Raw genomic sequence first — 18,324 nt, 5'->3', positions numbered from 1 at the left:
AACCTCAGGGGTTGCAGTGCCGTGGGGAGTAGATGCGTTTCCATAAGGCGGAATCCGCATTTTTCGTGTTTATTTTCGTGATCCTGGCCGCCGGCCTGGTGACCTTCCATGCCTATGGCCAATTGCAGGATATCGCCTCCGACACCGACGCCGCGTCGCGCCTGGAAAGAATCATCTATCTCAACAAATTGCTGTTCGTGACTGGAGCGCTGCTGGCCGCCTCACTGTCCTTCGGCATCTTCTTCATCTACCCGCTGATCCGCGGCCAGGTGCGGGAAGAGGGCAAGCTCAGGGCGATGACGGTGTCGCTCAGCGCCCGTTCGCAAACATTCGAGCAGGCGGCTCTCACCGACGGCCTGACCGGCATGCAGAACCGCCGCTATTTCGACGACGCGCTGCGCGAATATCTGCACGAGTTCCGCCGCATCGACAGGCCGGTCGGCCTGATGATCCTCGATCTCGATCATTTCAAGCAGGTCAACGACACGCACGGCCATGATGTCGGCGACGAAGTGCTGAGGGCCGTCGCCAGTTGCCTGCGAGGCATGACGCGCTATCACGATGTGGTGGCGCGGCTCGGCGGCGAGGAGTTTGCCGTCGTCACCCCCAACATGGATGTCGAACTGCTTGCCAGATTCGCCGAGCGCATCCGCAAGGCGATCGCCAGCATGTCGATCCTGTCGGGCAATGTGCGGCTGAAAGTCACGACCAGCGTCGGCCTTGCCGTCTGGGACCACAAGGAAAGCGCGGAGGATTTTTATCGCCGCGCCGATCGCCAGCTCTATGAGGCGAAGAAGCAGGGCCGCAACCGCGTCTGCGCCTAAAATCTCATCATCAAATTCGTGAGGCTGGCCGTATGCCGCCGTTTGCTGCGCTTCCGGTGCTCACGGACTGAATGTCCGCTCCGCTCCGGTTCTCGCAAACGGCACCATCCGACTCAGCCTGACGAATTTGCCGACGAGCTTTACCGAGCCCGCTGAGGTCGGTCGGTCAATCGTTGAGCTGGCGCATGCCGAAGGTGGAGGGCTTCAGGCCGTAGCGCGTGTCGAAGTCGTCGTCGGGCTGTCCGCGCGAGGTGGCGGCCGGCTTCTTATAGTCCGGATCGCCGGCCTGCCGGGTCGAATCCACCGCCTCGGCGAAGGCCATGGACTGCGTCGGCTTCGGCACGTTGCGCAGCCGCTCGACGACCAGGGCGAGGTCGACATCGTTGCCGAGCTCTGTCTCTTCGGTCTGTTCGCCTTTTGCCGTGCCGGGGATGAATTGCTGCGCCAGCCTTTCGAACTTCAAGCGCATGGTCGTGGCCACGCCTTCGCCGAAAGCGATGGCTTCGCGCTGGCCCATCGACGACAGGAACGCCAGCGTCGAGGCCGAGGAGTCGGCGATCGCCGAGCGGATGATCGCCTGGTCCTGCTCGTTGGCGAGCCGCATGGCGAAGAACGTCGAGCATTGCGACAGGATGGTCGGGTCGAGTTCGCCCGGGCGCTGCGTGACGACGCCGAGGTAGCAGCCATATTTGCGGCCTTCCTTGGCGATGCGCGACAGCGCGTGCCTTGTCGGCGCGAAGCCGAGGCGCGGATCGGCCGGCATGTAGCGATGCGCTTCCTCGCAAAGCAACAGCAGCTTCAGCCGGCCCTCGCTCCACAGCGCCAGGTCGAAGGCAAGGCGCGCCAGAACCGAGCAGACCGAATTGACGACTTCCGAAGGCATGCCCGCCATCTCGAAGCAGGTCACCGGGCGGCCATGGCTGGGGACGCGGAAAATATTGCCGATCGTTTCGTGGATCGTGTCCTCGATCAGCCGCGAATTGAACATGAAGCGGTAGCGCGGGTCGGCCGCCGCCGATTCGATGCGCGTCTTCAGCGACTTCAAGGTCGGGCGGTCGTTCTTGCTCTCGAGCATGCCCATGCGCTCGTCGATCTGCTTGATGAGATCGGCGATGCGGTAAGGCACCGGCGTGTCGGCGGTCAGCGCGTCGCTGCCGCGCCTGATATAAGTTCCGGAATTCGGGTTGCGGTAGAGGTTCTTGGCGGCCGGGATCAGGTCGCGCAGCGCGTCGACTTCTTCCGGCACCGTCTCGCGCCCGCGAAACAGCACCTCGGCAAATTCCTCCAGCCTGAACATCCAGAACGGCAGGTCGAGCGTCTTGGAATCGACCTTGACGCAATATTCCGGCAGCGAGGCGGCAAACTCGTTATGCGGGTCGAGGATCAGCACGCGCAGGTCGGGACGCGCCTCGATCGTCTTGCGCAAAAGCAGCGAGACCGCCGTCGATTTGCCGACGCCGGTGGTGCCGACGATGGCGAAATGGCGCGCCAGCGTGTCGTCGATGGCGATGTTGGCGTCGATCGATTCATCCTGCGACAGCGTGCCGATGGTTACCGAATGGCGCCCTGCCAGGTCGTAGACCGCCTGCAGGTCGCGGGTGCGGATGCGATGGGCAACGGCGCCGATATGCGGATAGGTGGTGATGCCGCGGTCGAAGACCGGCTTGGCGCCGGGATCGGCGCCGTCGCGCACCTCGCCGACCAGTTCGACGCTGACCTCGATCGGATTCTGCCCGTCATGGTTCCAGGCGCGGTCCGACTTGCCGATGGCGTAGACAAGGCCGACCGTTCGTGTCGACCCGAGATTGATTGAGATCATCTTGCCGACGGTCCAAAGGCCGGTGACCGCGCCTTCGATGTCCTCGGCATGGGCGCTGATGGTGGCGCGCGCGCCGTCGCATTGCACGACATTGCCCAGAATACGCTTGTCACTCTGTTGGATGTCGCGGCGTTCCTGCGAGGTCGGTTCTCCCACGGAGGCTTCGCGTTCAACAAACATAATGCCCTGGTCCCATTCCCCTGGAGCGGGAACCCTATCCAATCGGGGTTAAAGTCAGGTGATGTCGAATGGTGTAGGCGCCGTTAAGCCGGCCATGACAATTCGATCGAAGAGCCTCTTCTCAGTTTGCGTAATTTCGATATATTGGACGAATGGATGATATATCGAATAATATTACCGCCACGATCGGCAGACGGGTACGCTCCGAAAGGACGCTGAGGGGCTGGTCACTGGCCGAGCTCGCCGAGCGCTCGGACGTTTCCAAGGCGATGCTCAGCGCGATCGAACGCGGCACGACCAGTCCGACCGCGGCGCTCCTGGTGCGTATCGCGGCGGCCTTCGGCATGACGCTGTCGACACTGATCGCGCGGGCCGAGATGCAAGGCGGCGGCATTTCGCGCAAGGACGAGCAGCCGGTGTGGCAGGATCCGGCAACCGGCTACATCCGGCGGCATCTGTCGCCTGCATCGCAGATGCCGCTCGAACTGATCAGGGTCAGCCTGCCGGCGGGCGCCAGGGTCAGCCTTCCGGCCGCGTCCTACGCCTTCATCAAGCAGCAGATCTGGTTGATCGACGGAAGGCTCGATTTCACCGAGGGCGATGTGGTGCACAGGCTCGAGCCCGGCGACTGCCTCGCGCTGGGCGCACCGTCGGACTGCGTCTTTTATGCTCCCGGACCGGACGCGGCGGAGTATCTCGTGGCGCTGGTCAGGGACTGATCGGGATGCCTCGCCGGCCAAAACGCTCGCACAATGGCGGGCCGCCGCTCGACGACTATGACGGCCCGCCCTGGGGCAAGGGCGACGCCTATATTTTCCTCGCCTGGCGGGCCGCGCACGACAAGGCCTGGAAGGCGCCAAGCCACGCCGTCATGCTGATGCGGCTGGAACGGGCCGAGCGGCTCGGGCTGACCTATGAGGAATATACGCTCGAGATCCTGGAGCGCGGCCGCCATCTCAGCGACGACGACGCCGAGCGTATCGCCGAAATCCGGCGGGCGCGGCGGCGCAGGCGGACCAGCCATTTCGAATGACCTTTCCCCGATGCCGCGTCACCTGGAGAACAACACCATGAACTCCCTTGAAATCCGGGCGTTGAACGATGATGCGCCGACCATTGCGGTGCTCGCCGATCTGTTGGTCGAGACCGTCGCCGGCGGCGGCTCGGTGAGCTTCATGCATCCATTGTCGTCGGAAGCGGCGCGGGAGTTCTGGCGCGGATCGCTTGCCGCGGCCGCGCGCGGCGAAAGGGCGGTGCTGGGCGCATGGCAGGATGGGGCGCTTGCCGGCACTGTCACGCTGCTGCTCGACCTGCCGCCCAATCAGCCGCACCGCGCCGAGATCGCCAAGCTGATGACCGGCCGCGACCATCGCGGCAAAGGCGTTGCGACCCGCCTGATGCGGGAAGCCGAGAAACTCGCCGTCGAGAAAGGCCGCACGCTGCTCGTGCTGGACACGGCGAGCGAGGAGGGTGCGTCCGGTCTTTATGAGAAACTTGGTTTCACGCTGACTGGTGAGATCCCGGACTTCGCGCTGAAGCCGCATGGCGGGCTGACCGGCACCATAATCTACTGGAAGCGGATAGGCGCGGCGGCCCACACGCTATCCTGAACCCCACACTATCCTGAACTTCCTGCGATGCGCGACAGTAGCCAGCGGCGGAAATCAGTTTCGGCGCCGGACAGCCGCGACGATGATGGCCTTGTCAGGAAATGGCCCGACGGGCTCGACAGTTCGAAATCCGAGAGCCTGACCAGAGCTTTGTCCTTGAGCGCGGCGTCGACCAGCGGCCGGGACCCCAGCAGCACCCCGGCGCCGGCCTTCGCCGCTTCCATGGCGGCGACGAAACTGTCGAAGCGATGCGAACGTCGGGAGTGGCCGGCAAGCCCGGCCGTGGCAAACCATTCCGCCCACATCTCACGTGCGCCGGCCACGAGAAGCAGCGGGTGCGATGTCCAGTCACCATCACGGGCAAGGGCCGGCGCCGCGACGGGGACAAGCCGTTCGACGGTCAGCCGGTCGGCCTCGCGCCCGGGAAACGAGCCGTTGCCGAAGCGTATGTCGAGCGCCGATCCCGGCTGGTCGTAATCCGTCGGCCGGTGGATGGTCACCAGGTCGAGCCTGACCAGCGGCAGCGCCTTTGCCAGGTCGGGAAGGGCCGGGACCAGAACCAGCAGCGCGAAGGAGATCGGAGCGCGGATCGAGACGGTCTGCACGGCGCGCGGCTCGAACAACTCGTTGGTGCTGTTGCCGATGGTGGCGAATGCCGACTGGATGTGGGGGAGGTAGGCCGCGCCCTCCGGCGACAGCGCGATGCCGCGCGCCAGCCGCGCGAACAACCGCGTCTTGAGCCGCTCTTCCAGGAAACGGATGTGCTGGCTGACGGCGGCCTGGGTGAGCCCGAGCTCCGCTGCCGCCGCGGTGAAGTTCGACAGGCGCGCGGCTGCCTCGAAGCTGCGCAGCCAGTCGAGGGGAGGCATCGTATCGAATGCTTTTCCAGACATCAGAAATTTTGTGCCATTACCCGAAAAACGATAATTTGAATTATGCCTCCGACGACGTCAGCATGCAATCCGTGCCCGCAATGACGGGCAGAAGATAGGAGCTTCCGGGATATGCTGACGAGGGTAACGCTGGGCGACGATGGGCGAACGATCGAGCTCGGCTGGCAGGACGGAGCGCTGAGCCGCTTCCATGCCATGTGGCTGCGCGACAATGCGCTGGACGACAAGACGCGCAGCGCCGGCAACGGCCAGCGGCTGATCACCATCCTCGACATTCCGGCCGAGACGCGGATCGGCGCGGCCTCGATCAAGGGCGAGGTGCTCGAAGTCACCTTCGTCCCCGAAGGCAAGACCGTGGGCTTTCCCGCAGGCTGGCTTCGCAGCCACGTCTACGATCGCCAGGAGGTTCGCGAGCCCGGCTGGACGTCAAGCGACATACAACGCTGGACGGAAGCCACCATGCAGAATTCGGTGCCGCGCGCTGCCTACACCGATGCCAGCCGCGACAGCCATGTGCTGCGCCAATGGCTGGCCGCGGTGCGCAGCTACGGCTTTGCCGTCATGGATGGCCTGCCTGCCGAGTCCGGCGCGTTGTGCAAGGTGGCCGATCTATTCGGCTATATCAGGGAGACCAATTACGGGCGCTGGTTCGAGGTGCGCGCCGAGGTCAATCCGAACAATCTCGCCTACACCAATCTCGGGCTACAGGCGCATACCGACAATCCCTACCGCGACCCGGTGCCGACGCTGCAGATCCTTGCCTGCATCGAGAACACGGTCGAAGGCGGCGAATCCAGCGTCGTCGACGGGTTTGCGGTGGCGGCCGCACTGCAGGCGGAAAATCCCGAGGGTTTCCGGCTGCTCTGTTCCCATCCGGCGCGCTTCGAATATGCCGGCTCGTCGGGCGTGCGGCTGCAGTCCAAGCGGCCGATGATCGAGCTTGGGCCTGACGGCGAGCTGATCTGCATCCGCTTCAACAACCGCTCGCTGGCGCCGGTCGTCGACGTGCCATTCGCCGAGATGAACACATACTACGCGGCCTATCGCCGGTTCGCCGAGTTGATCGAGGATCAGGCCTTCGAGGTGACGTTCAAGCTCGAAGCCGGACAGTCCTTCATTGTCGACAACACGCGCGTCATGCATGCGCGCAAGGCGTTTTCCGGCAGCGGCAAGCGCTGGCTGCAGGGCTGCTACGCCGACAAGGATGGCCTGCTGTCGACGCTGGCCGCGATCGAGCACGGTTTCAAGGAGGCCGCGGAATGAACCCGAATGAATTGAACGCCGGCAACATCGTCGAGTTCATCGCCGATATTTTCGAGCGCCGCGGCGCCGAATCCTATCTCGGCGAACCGGTCACCATGTCGCAGCATATGCTGCAGGGCGCATGGCTTGCCGAGCAGGACGGCGCGCCGGAGGAGCTTGTCGCGGCGGCGCTGCTGCACGACATCGGCCACTATACCAGCGAGTTCGGCACCTATTCGCCGGACGATGTCGAGGACAAGCACCATGACGAGGCGGGCGGCGAGGTGCTTGCGCCTTTCTTTCCACCGGTCATCGTCGAATGCGTCAGGCTTCACGTCTCGGCCAAACGCTATCTGTGCGCCACCGATCCAAGCTATTTCAGCAAGCTGTCGCTGGCCTCTGTCCATACGTTGTCGCTGCAAGGCGGACCGATGAATGCCGAGGAAGTGGCTGAGTTCCGCGGCAACCCATTCCACGACGAAGCGGTGCGCGTGCGCATCTGGGACGAGGGCGGCAAGATCGCCGACATGAAGACGCGTGCTTTTCGCGATTACGTGCCGTTGCTGGAGCGCGTGGTGAAAAAGTTCGCGGCTGAGAAGGCGGCCTAGCCAGATACGATCGGGGAGGGGACGGCCATGTGCTTTCGCTTCGACGGCGAACAGGCACTGGTGGCATATCAACCGGACGAATGCAGCGGACTCCGGCCGGCAGAGCGCGCCGCCGCATCACGACCGGCCGAACGCAAAGTGTTGTCGACGGCTCAGCAAAGGCGCCGCGAGGGCGACGCCTTCGCTGGAAGGAGTTCGGAAGTCGTCTAACCCTTGTGATGGACCTTCTGCAGCCCATAGACCGGCGTCGGCACACCGACCTGCCTGGCTTTGAGCTGCAGCGACAGGAACTGCGAATAGTGGCGCGACTGATGCAGGTTGCCGCCGTGGAACCACAGCGCCTCCTGTTGCGTCGGCTTCCACATGTTGCGCAGCTCGCCTTCCCAGGGGCCGGGATCCTTGGTGGTGTTCGAACCCAGGCCCCAGCACTTGCCGACCTTGTCGGCCACTTCCTTTGAGATGAGATCGGCCGCCCAGCCGTTCATCGAGCCATAGCCGGTCGCGTAGACGATGAGATCGGCCGGCAACTCGGTGCCGTCGCTGAGCAGCACCGAATGCGCCTTGATCTCTTTCACGTCGATCCCGCTCTTCAGCTTGATCGAACCGTCGATGATCAGCTGCGAGGCGCCGACATCGATATAGTAGCCGGAGCCGCGCCTCAGATATTTCATGAACAGACCGGACTCGTCATCGCCCCAGTCGAGCATGAAGCCGGCCTTCTCCAATCCGCTGTAGAAGGCCGCGTCGCGCTTCTTCATCTCGGCATAGGCCGGGATCTGGAATTCGTGCAGGATCTTGTAGGGTAGCGAGGCGAAGATCAGGTCGGCCTTGGCGGTGGTGATGCCGTTCTGCACTGCCTGTTCCGAGTAAAGCGAGCCCAGGCCGATTTCCATCAACGTGTCGGACCGAGAGATATGGGTGCTCGAGCGCTGCACCATGGTCACATCGGCGCCGGCTTCCCAAAGTGCGGCCGATATGTCGTGGGCGGAATTGTTCGAGCCGATCACCACGGCCTTCTTGCCGGCATAGGCGTCGGGGCCGGGATGCTGCGAGGAGTGGTGCTGGTCGCCTTGGAAGTTTTCCATGCCTTTGAATTTGGGCAGGTTCGCCTTGGCGGACATGCCGGTGGCCAGCACCAGCTGCTTCGGCTTCAGCGTGATGTCCTTGCCGTCGCGGCGCACCACGACGGTCCATTCCTTCTTCTTGTCGTCATAGGATGCGCTCCTGGCCTCGGTCGACGACCAGTAATTCAGCTCCATCACCTTGGTGTACATCTCCAGCCAGTCGCCGATCTTGTCCTTGGGCGAGAAGACCGGCCAGTTCCTGGGGAAGTCGATATAGGGCAGATGGTCGTACCAGACGGGGTCGTGCAGGCAGAGCGACTTGTAGCGCTTGCGCCAGCTGTCGCCGGCGCGCTCGTTCTTTTCGACGATGATGGTCGGCACGCCAAGTTGCCTGAGCCGTGCGCCGAGCGCGATGCCGCCCTGGCCGCCGCCGATGATGACGGTGTAGGGCTGCGTCTTGAAGCCGAGCTCCGCCGCTTCCTTCTCGCGCTCTTCCTTCCAGGTCGGGCGGTTCTTGCCGGAGCCGTGCTTGGCGCCCATCGGTCGCGCGAAACCGGCCGGCTCCTCATGGCCTTTCAGTTCGGCCATGGTGGTGAGCAATGTCCAGATCTTGCCGTCCTTCAGCCTGATGTGGCCGAAACCGCGCGCCACCTCCGTCTCGAAGCTGATCCAGCCGTCGATCACTCCGCCGCTCTCCGTGGCGTCCTCACCCTTGGCGATGGCGAAATGCGAGGGTTTCGTCTTCGACAATTGGCTCTTCAGCATGTCGCGGACCTGGTCGCGGCCCTCCATGGTCTTGATGTTCCAGGTGAAGGTGACGAGGTCGCGCCAGTAGCAGTCTTCCTGGAAACAGCCGACGGCCTTTTCTATGTCGCCGGCGGCAAGGGCGCCGCCGAATTGGTCGAGCAGGTCGGACAGCTTTTTGTTGGGGGCTTTGTCGAGCATGAATTTCCTCCGGGATTCGCAACGCTTCTTGGTCGAGCGGATATGGCCGGGCAGAGACGGCCCGGCATGGATGAAGTATCCCGTCAAAAGCTTCGCTGCGTCACGCCCTCCAATAGTTTGGCGTATTTTCAAGGCCTTATCGGAAACCTGGCCGGCAACTGCCGGCCATGGCTGGAGCGCCGGCCCCTGCAAAAGCCGGCCGCTAATTCGTGTTCATGCCCTGCAGATTGACCGTTGACAGCGGCGCGGAACCAACCTTATTGTCCGCGACCATGAAAACGGCACTCATTCTCGTAGGCTGGCGCGTGGGCAAGGCGGTGTAACCGCCGGGCGAAAACCTCCCATGCGCACCACACAGGCTCCCTCGGGGGCCTTTTTTATTGCCTGAAATCCAACTAAACGACCAGCAATCGCCAGACGGCGGACAGTACGGGACCAGACCGATGAGCAATGGACAGAACGAGCGGCGCGAGATGACGGGCGCCGAAATGGTGGTGCAGGCGCTGAAGGACAACGGCGTCAAGCATGTCTTCGGCTATCCGGGCGGCGCCGTTCTCCCGATCTACGACGAGATTTTCCAGCAGGACGAGGTCGAGCACATTCTGGTCCGGCACGAGCAGGGCGCCGGCCACGCGGCCGAAGGCTATGCGCGCTCGACCGGAAAGGCCGGCGTGCTGCTGGTGACGTCCGGCCCCGGCGCCACCAATGCGGTGACGCCGCTGCAGGACGCATTGATGGATTCCATTCCGCTGGTCTGCCTGACCGGCCAGGTGCCGACCTCGCTGATCGGCTCCGACGCCTTCCAGGAATGCGACACGGTGGGTATCACGCGGCCCTGCACCAAGCACAACTGGTTGGTGAAGGACGTCAACGAGCTCGCCGCCACCATCCACGAGGCCTTCCATGTCGCGACGACCGGCCGCCCTGGTCCGGTCGTGGTCGACATTCCGAAGGACGTGCAGTTCGCCAAGGGCATTTACGTGCCGCCGCAGACGGCACCGCGCACCAGCTACCAGCCGAAAGTCCAGGGCGACCTGGAGAAGGTGAAGGCCGCGGTCGAGCTGATGGCGGCTGCCCGGAAGCCGATCATCTATTCGGGCGGCGGGGTCATCAATTCCGGTCCGGAAGCGAGCCACCTGCTGCGCGAGCTGGTCGATCTCACCGGCTTCCCGATCACCTCGACGCTGATGGGGCTCGGCGCCTATCCGGCATCGGGCAAGAACTGGGTCGGCATGCTCGGCATGCACGGCACTTACGAAGCCAACATGGCGATGCATGATTGCGACGTGATGATCTGCATCGGCGCCCGCTTCGACGACCGCATCACCGGCCGGCTCAACGCCTTCTCGCCGAACTCGAAGAAGATCCATATCGACATCGATCCGTCCTCGATCAACAAGAACGTACACACCGATGTGCCGATCATCGGCGATGTCGGTCGCGTGCTGGAGGATCTGGTGCGGCTGTGGCGGGCGACCGCCAAGACCGACAAGAAGACGCTCTATCCGTGGTGGGAGCAGATCGCGAAGTGGCGGGCGCGGGATTCGCTCGCCTACAAGATGAACAACGATGTCATCATGCCGCAATACGCCATCCAGCGGCTCTACGCGCTGACCAAGGACATGGACACCTACATCACCACCGAGGTGGGCCAGCACCAGATGTGGGCGGCGCAGCATTATCATTTCGACAAGCCGAACCGCTGGATGACGTCGGGCGGGCTGGGCACGATGGGCTACGGCCTGCCGGCCGCGCTCGGCGTGCAGATCGCGCATCCCGATGCGCTGGTCATCGACATCGCCGGCGATGCCTCGGTGCAGATGACGATGCAGGAAATGAGCTCGGCGGTGCAGTATGAAGCGCCGATCAAGATTTTCATCCTGAACAACCAGTATATGGGCATGGTGCGCCAGTGGCAGCAGCTGTTGCACGGCAACCGCCTGTCGCATTCCTACACCGAAGCGATGCCCGACTTCGTCAAGCTGGCGGAAGCTTATGGCGGCCACGGCATTCGCTGCGACAAGCCGGACGAGCTCGACGACGCGATCAGGGAGATGATCTCGGTCAAGAAGCCGGTGCTGTTCGACTGCCGCGTGGCGACCTTGGCCAACTGCTTCCCGATGATCCCGTCCGGCAAGGCGCATAATGAGATGCTGTTGCCCGACGAGGCCACCGACGAGGCGGTCGCCAATGCCATCGACGCCAAGGGCAGGGAACTGGTGTAGGGCAGGATGCCGAAAAGTGTGAAGCGGTTTTCGGGCAACATCATGCTCTACTCATAACAGCCACCAAGGCGGGGCTGTCGCGAGAAAGCCGTGCGCAAACAGAGAATTAGCTCAAAAGTCTGAAATCGAGATTCACGTCATGAACGCACAGCACCTTCAACCGACCGGCTCCGCCTACTTCATCGCCAAGGAAACCGAGAAGCCGGAAACGCACACGCTTTCCGTGCTGGTCGACAACGAACCGGGCGTGCTTGCCCGTGTCATCGGTCTGTTCTCCGGGCGCGGCTACAACATCGAAAGCCTGACCGTCTCCGAGACCGAGCACGAGAAGCATCTGTCGCGCATCACCATCGTGACGCGCGGCACGCCACATGTGATGGAGCAGATCAAGAACCAGCTCGAACGCATCGTGCCGGTGCATCGGGTGGTCGACCTTTCCGTCCGTTCCCGTGAGCTTGGCCAGGAGCGGCCGCTGGAGCGCGAACTGGCGCTGGTCAAGGTCGCCGGCACCGGCGACGCCCGCGTCGAGGCGCTCCGCCTTGCGGATGCCTTCCGCGCCTCGGTTATCGACGCCAACACCGAGCATTTCATCTTCGAGATCACCGGCAAGGGCTCCAAGCTCGACCAGTTCATCGCCATCATGAAGCCGCTCGGCCTGGTCGAGATCTGCCGCACCGGCGTGGCGGCGATGAACCGCGGGCCGCAGGGGATGTAACAATGACGCGGGGGGCGGCAATTCTGGCGGCCATCGCGGCCATCGTCGCCGCTGCGACGCCAGCGCTTAGCGACGAGCCGACGTTCGACCCCCGAGTGATGCCGAAATTGCTCAGGGAGATCGGCCGCAGGGGCACCCCCAATGCCTATTTCCAGCAGTGCCCGAAGGACATCTGGCGCAAGTCGGCGCCGCGCAGCAATGTCGTGCTGCCGGACATGAATTACGACCGTTGTGAGAGGGACGCGCTGGCCTGCGCCAGGCTTTGCTTCGATGGGCACAACCCCGAAGCATGTTTCGAGACCGCCAGGGTCATCCAGGAGAATGGCGGCGAAGACCAGCAACTGAAAGCCGAGGCGATGTTCGCCCAGGCCTGCGCCACCGGCAGCGCGGCCGGCTGCACAAATCGCAGCGCCGGTATGCGCATAGACAGATTGCCGGACAGTTTGCGCGGAAACGATAAAGCGGCAAACCTCTGCACGTATGAGACCTTCAAGTTGAGCTGCGGCGAAGGCGATGCGTGGGGATGCACCATGTATGGCGCAGCGCTTCAGAAGGGCGAGGGGGTGGCGAAAGACGAAGACGCGGCCATGACCGCGTTCAAGAAGGCCTGCGAGATCGATGCGAGCTTCGTGGCCTGCCAATACGCTAAATCTTACATGGAAACTCTACGCAGCCACTAGCTTGCCGACGGCAGCATTTCGTCTGCTCGCTGGTGGACCAATGGAATCCCTTTGCCTCGGAGCTCATTGCAAATTAAGTCAACATTGTTGACCTTTGTGATCTCGATGTCTCTTGAAGCTTTTTCCGCTTTGCTGGTCTACGCCTTCGTGACTTCGATCACGCCCGGGCCGAACAACCTCATGTTGCTCACATCCGGCGTCAATTTCGGCATCGTCAGAACGATCCCGCATATGCTGGGTATCAGCATCGGCTTTTTCGTCCTGCTTTTGGCAGTGGGCTTCGGGCTCGGCGCGGTTCTGACGGCGGTGCCCGCGCTGCATACGGCGTTGAAGATCGCCGGCGCGGCCTATCTGCTCTATCTCGCCTGGAAGATCGCCATGTCGCGTTCGATGGCCAGCAAGGGCGAAGCGGAAGCGAAGCCGATGCGCTTCATCGACGCGGCGGCCTTCCAATGGGTCAATCCCAAGGCCTGGGTGATGGCGATCACCGCCATGGCCGTCTATACGAACGCCGACCATCCGTTCATCTCGGTGATGCTGATCTCGGCCGCCTTCGCCATCGTCAACCTGCCGAGTGTGTCCATCTGGGCCGGGTTCGGCACGGCGCTGCGCGGCTTCCTGTCGGATCCGGTGCGGCTGAAATGGTTCAACATCGCCATGGGCGTATTGCTCGCGGCAACGCTGTGGCCCATGCTCCGTTAGATGTGCCGATATTCAGGTGAGGCCGGCCTGCAAACACTGGCTTTCTGCGCTTCCGGTGCTCACGTACGAAAAGTACGCTCCGCTCCGGTTCTCGAAAGCCACTGTTTTCGACTCGTCCTGACCTGAATCTCAACACATCTGGGCAGCTTTTCGGGCAGGCTGAAGGCGGTTCACCGTTGAGTTAGCCGGCTGCCCAACGTTTGTGCACTGCACATTAAATCTTCGTAATGCCGTGTTTTGGCCCTTTTCCGCCAAAGCCTTGTCCTATCTATTCGGCGAAAATCGCGGCAAGGCGCCGTGAATCGAGCTAAGATAGACCACCGGGATCGGCGTGTCGGTAGAAGGTTTGTTTGTCGATGCGCGGAAAAATCGCCTTTGCAGCTGTAGCGGTCGCCTGCCTGGCGGGCGCGGGGCTCTATTATTCGCCGACGACACTGGCCAAGGTCCAGCAGCTGATTTCGGGCAAGCAGGTTGACGCGACCGCCACGGACAAGACGGCGGGCAACGACAAGACGGCCAAGGCTTCGGACAATTCGAAAGGCGACAATGCGAAAGGCGGCGGCGCACGTTCCGCCTCGATCGTCTCCGCGACCGCCACGACCGCGGATTTCCCGATCCGCCGCTACGCCATCGGCTTCGTCTCCTCGCCGGCCGTGGTCAACATAAACGCCCGGGTCTCCAGCCAGATCGTGTCGATCGACGTCAAGGACGGCCAGATGGTGAAGGCGGGCGACGTGCTGTTCCAGCTCGACGACCGCGCGCTGCGGGCGCAATTGGCGAAGGACCAGGCGACCCTTGCCAAGGACCAGGCGCTGCTCATCAGCTCGAATTCCGACCTCCAGCGCGCCAAGGACCTTGTCGCCAAACAGGCCGGCACCCAGCAGACCTACGATCAGGCGGTGGCGGCGCAAAAGGCGGCGGCTGCGACCGTCGATGCCGACAAGGCGACGATCGACGCCGACAACGTTCAACTCGGCTTTGCCACGATCTCGGCGCCGATCGCCGGCAGGCTCGGCGCTGTCAACGTCTCGGTCGGCGACCTCGTTACCGTCAGCAACGGCAACTCAAGCAACTCGACGCCGCTGGTGACGATCACCCAGATCGATCCGTTGCAGGTGAACTTCACCTTGCCGGAGAGCAATCTGGCTCTGTTGCACAAGGCGCTCGCCGATCCGCAGCAAGGCGGCGTGACGCTGACCAAGAATGGCGATCCGACACCGATCGGCAAGGGCACGCTCGACTTCGTCGATTCCAGCGTCGACACCGCCTCCGGCACCATCGCCACGCGGGCGAGCATCCCGAACCCGGATCTCTCGCTATGGCCCGGCCAGTATGTCAACGTCGTGCTCGACGCTGGCACGATGCCGCAGATGATTTCGGTGCCGACGGTGGCCGTGCAGCCCAGCCAGAAAGGCCCGTTCGTCTATGTCGTCAAGCCGGACAGCACTGTCGAGATGCGGCCTGTGCAGGTGGCGCTGACGGAGGGTGAGAACAGCGCCATCAGCAATGGTCTCAAGAGCGGCGAGAAGGTTGTCGTCGAGGGCCAGACACGGTTGAAGAACGGCGCGGCGGTGCATGAAGGCAAGGCCGCGGCCGGATCCGGCAACCAGGCGTCCGCGAAGGTCGCGGAGGCCGACAAGGCCGGCGGGGCCGCCCAATGATCTCCGAATTCTGCATCCGCAGGCCTGTAGCCACCCTTTTGATGTCGTTCGCCCTCGTGCTGGGCGGCATCTTTGCCTACAAGTTTCTGCCGGTGGCAGCGCTGCCCAGTGCCGAATTTCCGGTGGTCAACGTCTCCGCGTCGCTGCCGGGCGCCTCGCCCGAGACGATGGCGACTTCCGTTGCGACGCCGCTGATCAAGCAGTTCGCGACGATCGCCGGCATCGATTCGATCTCGACCACCAACTCGCTCGGCCAGACCTCGATCGCCATCCAGTTCGTGCTCAACCGCGATATCGACGCCGCGGCGGCGGACGTGCAGGCGGCGATCGCGCGCACGCAAAAATCGCTGCCGCCGCAGATGACGTCGCCGCCGAGCTATCGCAAGGTCAATCCGGCCGATGCGCCGATCCTGCTGATGTCGCTGGTCAGCGACACGGTCCCGCTGACCGATCTCGACGCCTTTGCCGAAAACGTCATCTCGCCCTCGCTATCGACCATCGACGGCGTGGCGCAAGTCTCGATCTTCGGCCAGCAGAAATACGCGGTTCGCATCCAGATCGATCCGACCGCGCTTGCCGCGCGCGGCATCTCGATCGACCAGCTGCAGGCTGCCGTCGCTTCGGCCAACAGCAACACGCCGCTCGGCGTGCTGCAGAACAACAAGCAGCAGCTGACCATCACCGCCAACACGCAGCTCACCGACGCCGCCGGCTTCTCCAACCTCATCATCGCCACCAAGAACGGCCATCCGGTGCGGCTGGGCGAGGTGACGCGCGTCGTCGATTCGGTGCAGACCACGACGACGGCGAGCTGGTATGACGGCACCCGCGCGATCATCATGGCCGTGCAGCGCCAGCCCGACGCCAACACCGTCGACGTCGTCGACAAGGTCAAGGCGATGCTGCCGTCCTTCCAGGACCAGCTGCCGGCTGCCGCGCAGATCAAGCTGCTCAACGACCGCTCGACCTCGATCCGCCAGGCCGTCGACGACGTTCAGTTCACGCTGCTGTTGACCATCGCGCTCGTCGTGATGGTGATCTTCGTCTTCCTGCGCAGGATAACGGCGACGATCATCCCGGCGGTGGCGGTGCCGATCTCGCTGATCGCCACCCTCGGCGCGATGTTCCTGTTCGGCTTTTCCATCGACAACATCTCGCTGATGGGACTGACGCTTGCGGTCGGCCTTGTCGTCGACGACGCCATCGTCATGCTCGAAAACATCTTCCGCCACATGGAGGAAGACGGGCTGTCGGCCTTCGACGCTTCGCTGAAGGGCGCGCGCGAGATCGGCTTCACCATCATCTCGATCTCGATCTCGCTGGTGGCGGTGTTCATCCCGGTGCTTTTGATGGGCGGCGTCATCGGCCGCATCTTCAACGAATTCGCCGTCGTCGTGACCGTCGCCATCCTGGCCTCGATGTTCGTTTCGCTGACGCTGACGCCGATGCTTTGCTCGCGGCTGCTGTCGGTGACCAGGGCGGATCGCGAGGCGCATGGCGCCGGCCACAGGCACGACATCGTCACCCGCACCTACGATTGGCTGCTGAGCTTCTGCCTGCGCCACACCTTCCTGATCTTCCTGGTCTTCGTCGCCACCGCGGCGGCGTCCGTGTGGGTGATCCAGGTTTCGCCGAAGGGCTTCTTCCCGCAGGAAGACATCGGCCAGATCTCGGTGACGACGATCGCGCGACAGGATATCTCGTTCGATGCCATGGCGAAGCTGCAGGGGCAGGTGGCCAGCGTGTTCTCGAAGTCGCCCTATGTCGACCATGTGGCGTGGTCGGCGGGCAGCGGCAACAACGCGCTCAACCAGGGGCAGCTCTTCGTTCAGCTCAAGGGCAAGGATAAGCGCCCCGACATCGAGAAGGTGCTTTCGGATCTGCGCAAGCAACTGGCCGGCGTGGCCGGCATCGAGACCTATATGCAGCCGGTGCAGAACCTACGGCTCGGCTCGCGGTCGTCGGCCAGCGCTTATCAGCTCGTGGTTCAGGGGCTCGATACGACCGCTACCGACGTCTGGGCGCAGAAGCTCAACGACGCGATGGCGGCCGACCATACGACCTTCACCGACGTCACCAGCGATCTGCAGAACAACGCCTTGCAGGCGTCGCTGGTGGTCGACCGCGACAAGGCCGCCCAGCTCGGCATCGACACCGACACGCTGCGTTCGGCCCTTTATGGCGGCTTCGGCACCGATCAGGTCTCGACGATCTTCGGTTCGACCGACAGCTATGAGGTCATCACCGAGCTCGATCCCAAGATCGAATGGTCGCCCGAGCGGATGCTGGCCATCCAGGTAAGGACGGCGAGCGGCAGCCTGGTGCCGCTCGGCGCTTTCGCCCGCGTCGACCGCACGGCCGGCGCCTTGACGGTCAACCAGCTTGGACAGCTTCCGGCGGTGACGATCTCCTACAATCTGCCGCAGGGCGTGGCGCTCGGCGACAGCGTAACGCGCATCGATCAACTGAAAGAGCAGATCGGCATGCCGACGGCGATCTCGACCAGCTTCGCCGGCACCGCCAAGACCTTCCAGGATTCGCTGGCCAACCAGGGCCTGCTGATCGGCGGCGCCATCCTGACGATCTATATCGTGCTCGGCATGCTCTATGAGAGCTTCATCCACCCGCTCACCATCCTCACCGGCCTGCCGTCGGCAGTGCTTGGCGCGGTGGTGGCGCTTCGCTTCGCCGGCATGGATCTTTCGGTGATCGCGGTGATCGGCATCCTGATGCTGATCGGCATCGTCAAGAAGAACGGCATCATGATGGTCGACGTCGCGCTGGAGCTCCGGCGACAGGGCATGTCGGCGAAGGAGTCCATCCACAAAGCCTGCCTGATGCGTTTCCGGCCGATCATGATGACGACGCTGGCCGCGCTGATGGGCACGTTCCCGATCGCGCTCGGCACCGGCGCCAGCGCCGAATTGCGCCAGCCGCTCGGCGTCGCGGTGGTCGGCGGCCTGCTTGCCTCCCAAGCGCTGACGCTGTTCGTGACGCCGGTGATCTACGTCTATTTCGAGAACTTCTCCGGCTGGCTGCTCAGCTTCTCGTCGAGGAAGAGTCAGCCGGCGCTGCATGTGGTGGAAGATAGCGAGCAACGCTCGCTGTTCGACGGCGAGGCCGAGCCGAAGAAAATGGCGGCCGAGTAGGGGCCTG

The 18,324-nt window shown here is 63.3% G+C and carries 15 protein-coding genes; 12 read left to right on the top strand and 3 right to left on the bottom strand.

Annotated elements, in window-relative coordinates; genetic code table 11:
• Window positions 1-32 precede the first annotated feature (32 nt).
• Window positions 33-824 (top strand): GGDEF domain-containing protein, encoded by a 792-nt coding sequence (locus tag KVT37_RS02625; protein WP_217569326.1) that lies wholly within the window; start codon window positions 33-35, stop codon window positions 822-824.
• A 166-nt stretch (window positions 825-990) separates the two neighbouring features.
• Here KVT37_RS02625 and KVT37_RS02620 read toward each other — a convergent pair whose 3' ends face one another.
• Window positions 991-2,823: an ATP-binding protein gene (locus KVT37_RS02620; protein WP_217569324.1), complete on the bottom strand. Its 1,833-nt coding sequence runs from the start codon at window positions 2,821-2,823 to the stop codon at window positions 991-993.
• A 152-nt stretch (window positions 2,824-2,975) separates the two neighbouring features.
• Here KVT37_RS02620 and KVT37_RS02615 point away from each other — a divergent pair, with 152 nt between their 5' ends.
• The 3 genes from KVT37_RS02615 to KVT37_RS02605 are packed head-to-tail and all read left to right on the top strand — an operon-like array spanning window position 2,976 to window position 4,433.
• Complete coding sequence (locus KVT37_RS02615; protein ID WP_217569322.1) at window positions 2,976-3,542, top strand: XRE family transcriptional regulator; 567 nt, start codon at window positions 2,976-2,978, stop codon at window positions 3,540-3,542.
• A 5-nt stretch (window positions 3,543-3,547) separates the two neighbouring features.
• Window positions 3,548-3,856 (top strand): hypothetical protein, encoded by a 309-nt coding sequence (locus KVT37_RS02610; RefSeq protein WP_217569320.1) that lies wholly within the window; start codon window positions 3,548-3,550, stop codon window positions 3,854-3,856.
• Between the two features lie 37 nt (window positions 3,857-3,893).
• Window positions 3,894-4,433 carry a GNAT family N-acetyltransferase gene (locus KVT37_RS02605; RefSeq protein ID WP_217569318.1) on the top strand — a complete coding sequence of 180 codons (540 nt, stop codon included), beginning with the start codon at window positions 3,894-3,896 and terminating at the stop codon, window positions 4,431-4,433.
• A gap of 8 nt (window positions 4,434-4,441) precedes the next feature.
• Here KVT37_RS02605 and KVT37_RS02600 read toward each other — a convergent pair whose 3' ends face one another.
• The gene (locus tag KVT37_RS02600) at window positions 4,442-5,326 is read right to left on the bottom strand and encodes a LysR family transcriptional regulator (RefSeq protein WP_254633751.1); all 885 of its coding nucleotides are present in this window, start codon (window positions 5,324-5,326) and stop codon (window positions 4,442-4,444) included.
• Between the two features lie 111 nt (window positions 5,327-5,437).
• Between KVT37_RS02600 and KVT37_RS02595 the strand changes: the two genes are divergently transcribed.
• Both KVT37_RS02595 and KVT37_RS02590 read left to right on the top strand, forming a co-directional pair.
• The gene (locus KVT37_RS02595) at window positions 5,438-6,589 is read left to right on the top strand and encodes a gamma-butyrobetaine dioxygenase (RefSeq protein ID WP_217569316.1); all 1,152 of its coding nucleotides are present in this window, start codon (window positions 5,438-5,440) and stop codon (window positions 6,587-6,589) included.
• Window positions 6,586-7,176 carry an HD domain-containing protein gene (locus KVT37_RS02590; protein WP_217569314.1) on the top strand — a complete coding sequence of 197 codons (591 nt, stop codon included), beginning with the start codon at window positions 6,586-6,588 and terminating at the stop codon, window positions 7,174-7,176. The genes KVT37_RS02595 and KVT37_RS02590 overlap by 4 nt, the downstream gene beginning before the upstream one ends.
• Before the next feature lie 206 nt (window positions 7,177-7,382).
• Here KVT37_RS02590 and KVT37_RS02585 read toward each other — a convergent pair whose 3' ends face one another.
• A complete protein-coding gene (locus KVT37_RS02585) occupies window positions 7,383-9,185 on the bottom strand; it encodes an NAD(P)/FAD-dependent oxidoreductase (protein ID WP_217569312.1) in 1,803 nt (600 codons plus the stop codon).
• Between the two features lie 443 nt (window positions 9,186-9,628).
• Here KVT37_RS02585 and KVT37_RS02580 point away from each other — a divergent pair, with 443 nt between their 5' ends.
• The 6 genes from KVT37_RS02580 to KVT37_RS02555 all read left to right on the top strand — a co-directional run bounded on the left by KVT37_RS02580 (window position 9,629) and on the right by KVT37_RS02555 (window position 18,317).
• Window positions 9,629-11,410, top strand: coding sequence for an acetolactate synthase 3 large subunit (locus tag KVT37_RS02580; protein WP_217569310.1), 1,782 nt, complete (start codon window positions 9,629-9,631; stop codon window positions 11,408-11,410).
• Window positions 11,411-11,549: 139 nt separating this feature from the next.
• Window positions 11,550-12,125: an acetolactate synthase small subunit gene (gene ilvN, locus KVT37_RS02575; protein ID WP_127228850.1), complete on the top strand. Its 576-nt coding sequence runs from the start codon at window positions 11,550-11,552 to the stop codon at window positions 12,123-12,125.
• A gap of 2 nt (window positions 12,126-12,127) precedes the next feature.
• Complete coding sequence (locus KVT37_RS02570) at window positions 12,128-12,805, top strand: hypothetical protein (protein WP_217569308.1); 678 nt, start codon at window positions 12,128-12,130, stop codon at window positions 12,803-12,805.
• A gap of 105 nt (window positions 12,806-12,910) precedes the next feature.
• Window positions 12,911-13,507 carry a LysE family translocator gene (locus KVT37_RS02565; protein ID WP_217569306.1) on the top strand — a complete coding sequence of 199 codons (597 nt, stop codon included), beginning with the start codon at window positions 12,911-12,913 and terminating at the stop codon, window positions 13,505-13,507.
• A 356-nt stretch (window positions 13,508-13,863) separates the two neighbouring features.
• Window positions 13,864-15,168: an efflux RND transporter periplasmic adaptor subunit gene (locus tag KVT37_RS02560; RefSeq protein ID WP_217569304.1), complete on the top strand. Its 1,305-nt coding sequence runs from the start codon at window positions 13,864-13,866 to the stop codon at window positions 15,166-15,168.
• Window positions 15,165-18,317, top strand: a complete 3,153-nt coding sequence (locus KVT37_RS02555) for an efflux RND transporter permease subunit (protein ID WP_217569302.1) — start codon at window positions 15,165-15,167, stop codon at window positions 18,315-18,317. Before KVT37_RS02560 ends, KVT37_RS02555 begins: the two co-directional genes overlap by 4 nt.
• Window positions 18,318-18,324: the final 7 nt, after the last annotated feature.

The sequence above is a fragment of the Mesorhizobium sp. GbtcB19 genome (assembly GCF_019091085.1).
GTDB lineage: Bacteria > Pseudomonadota > Alphaproteobacteria > Rhizobiales > Rhizobiaceae > Mesorhizobium.
This window is presented reverse-complemented; position numbering and strand designations above follow the sequence as displayed.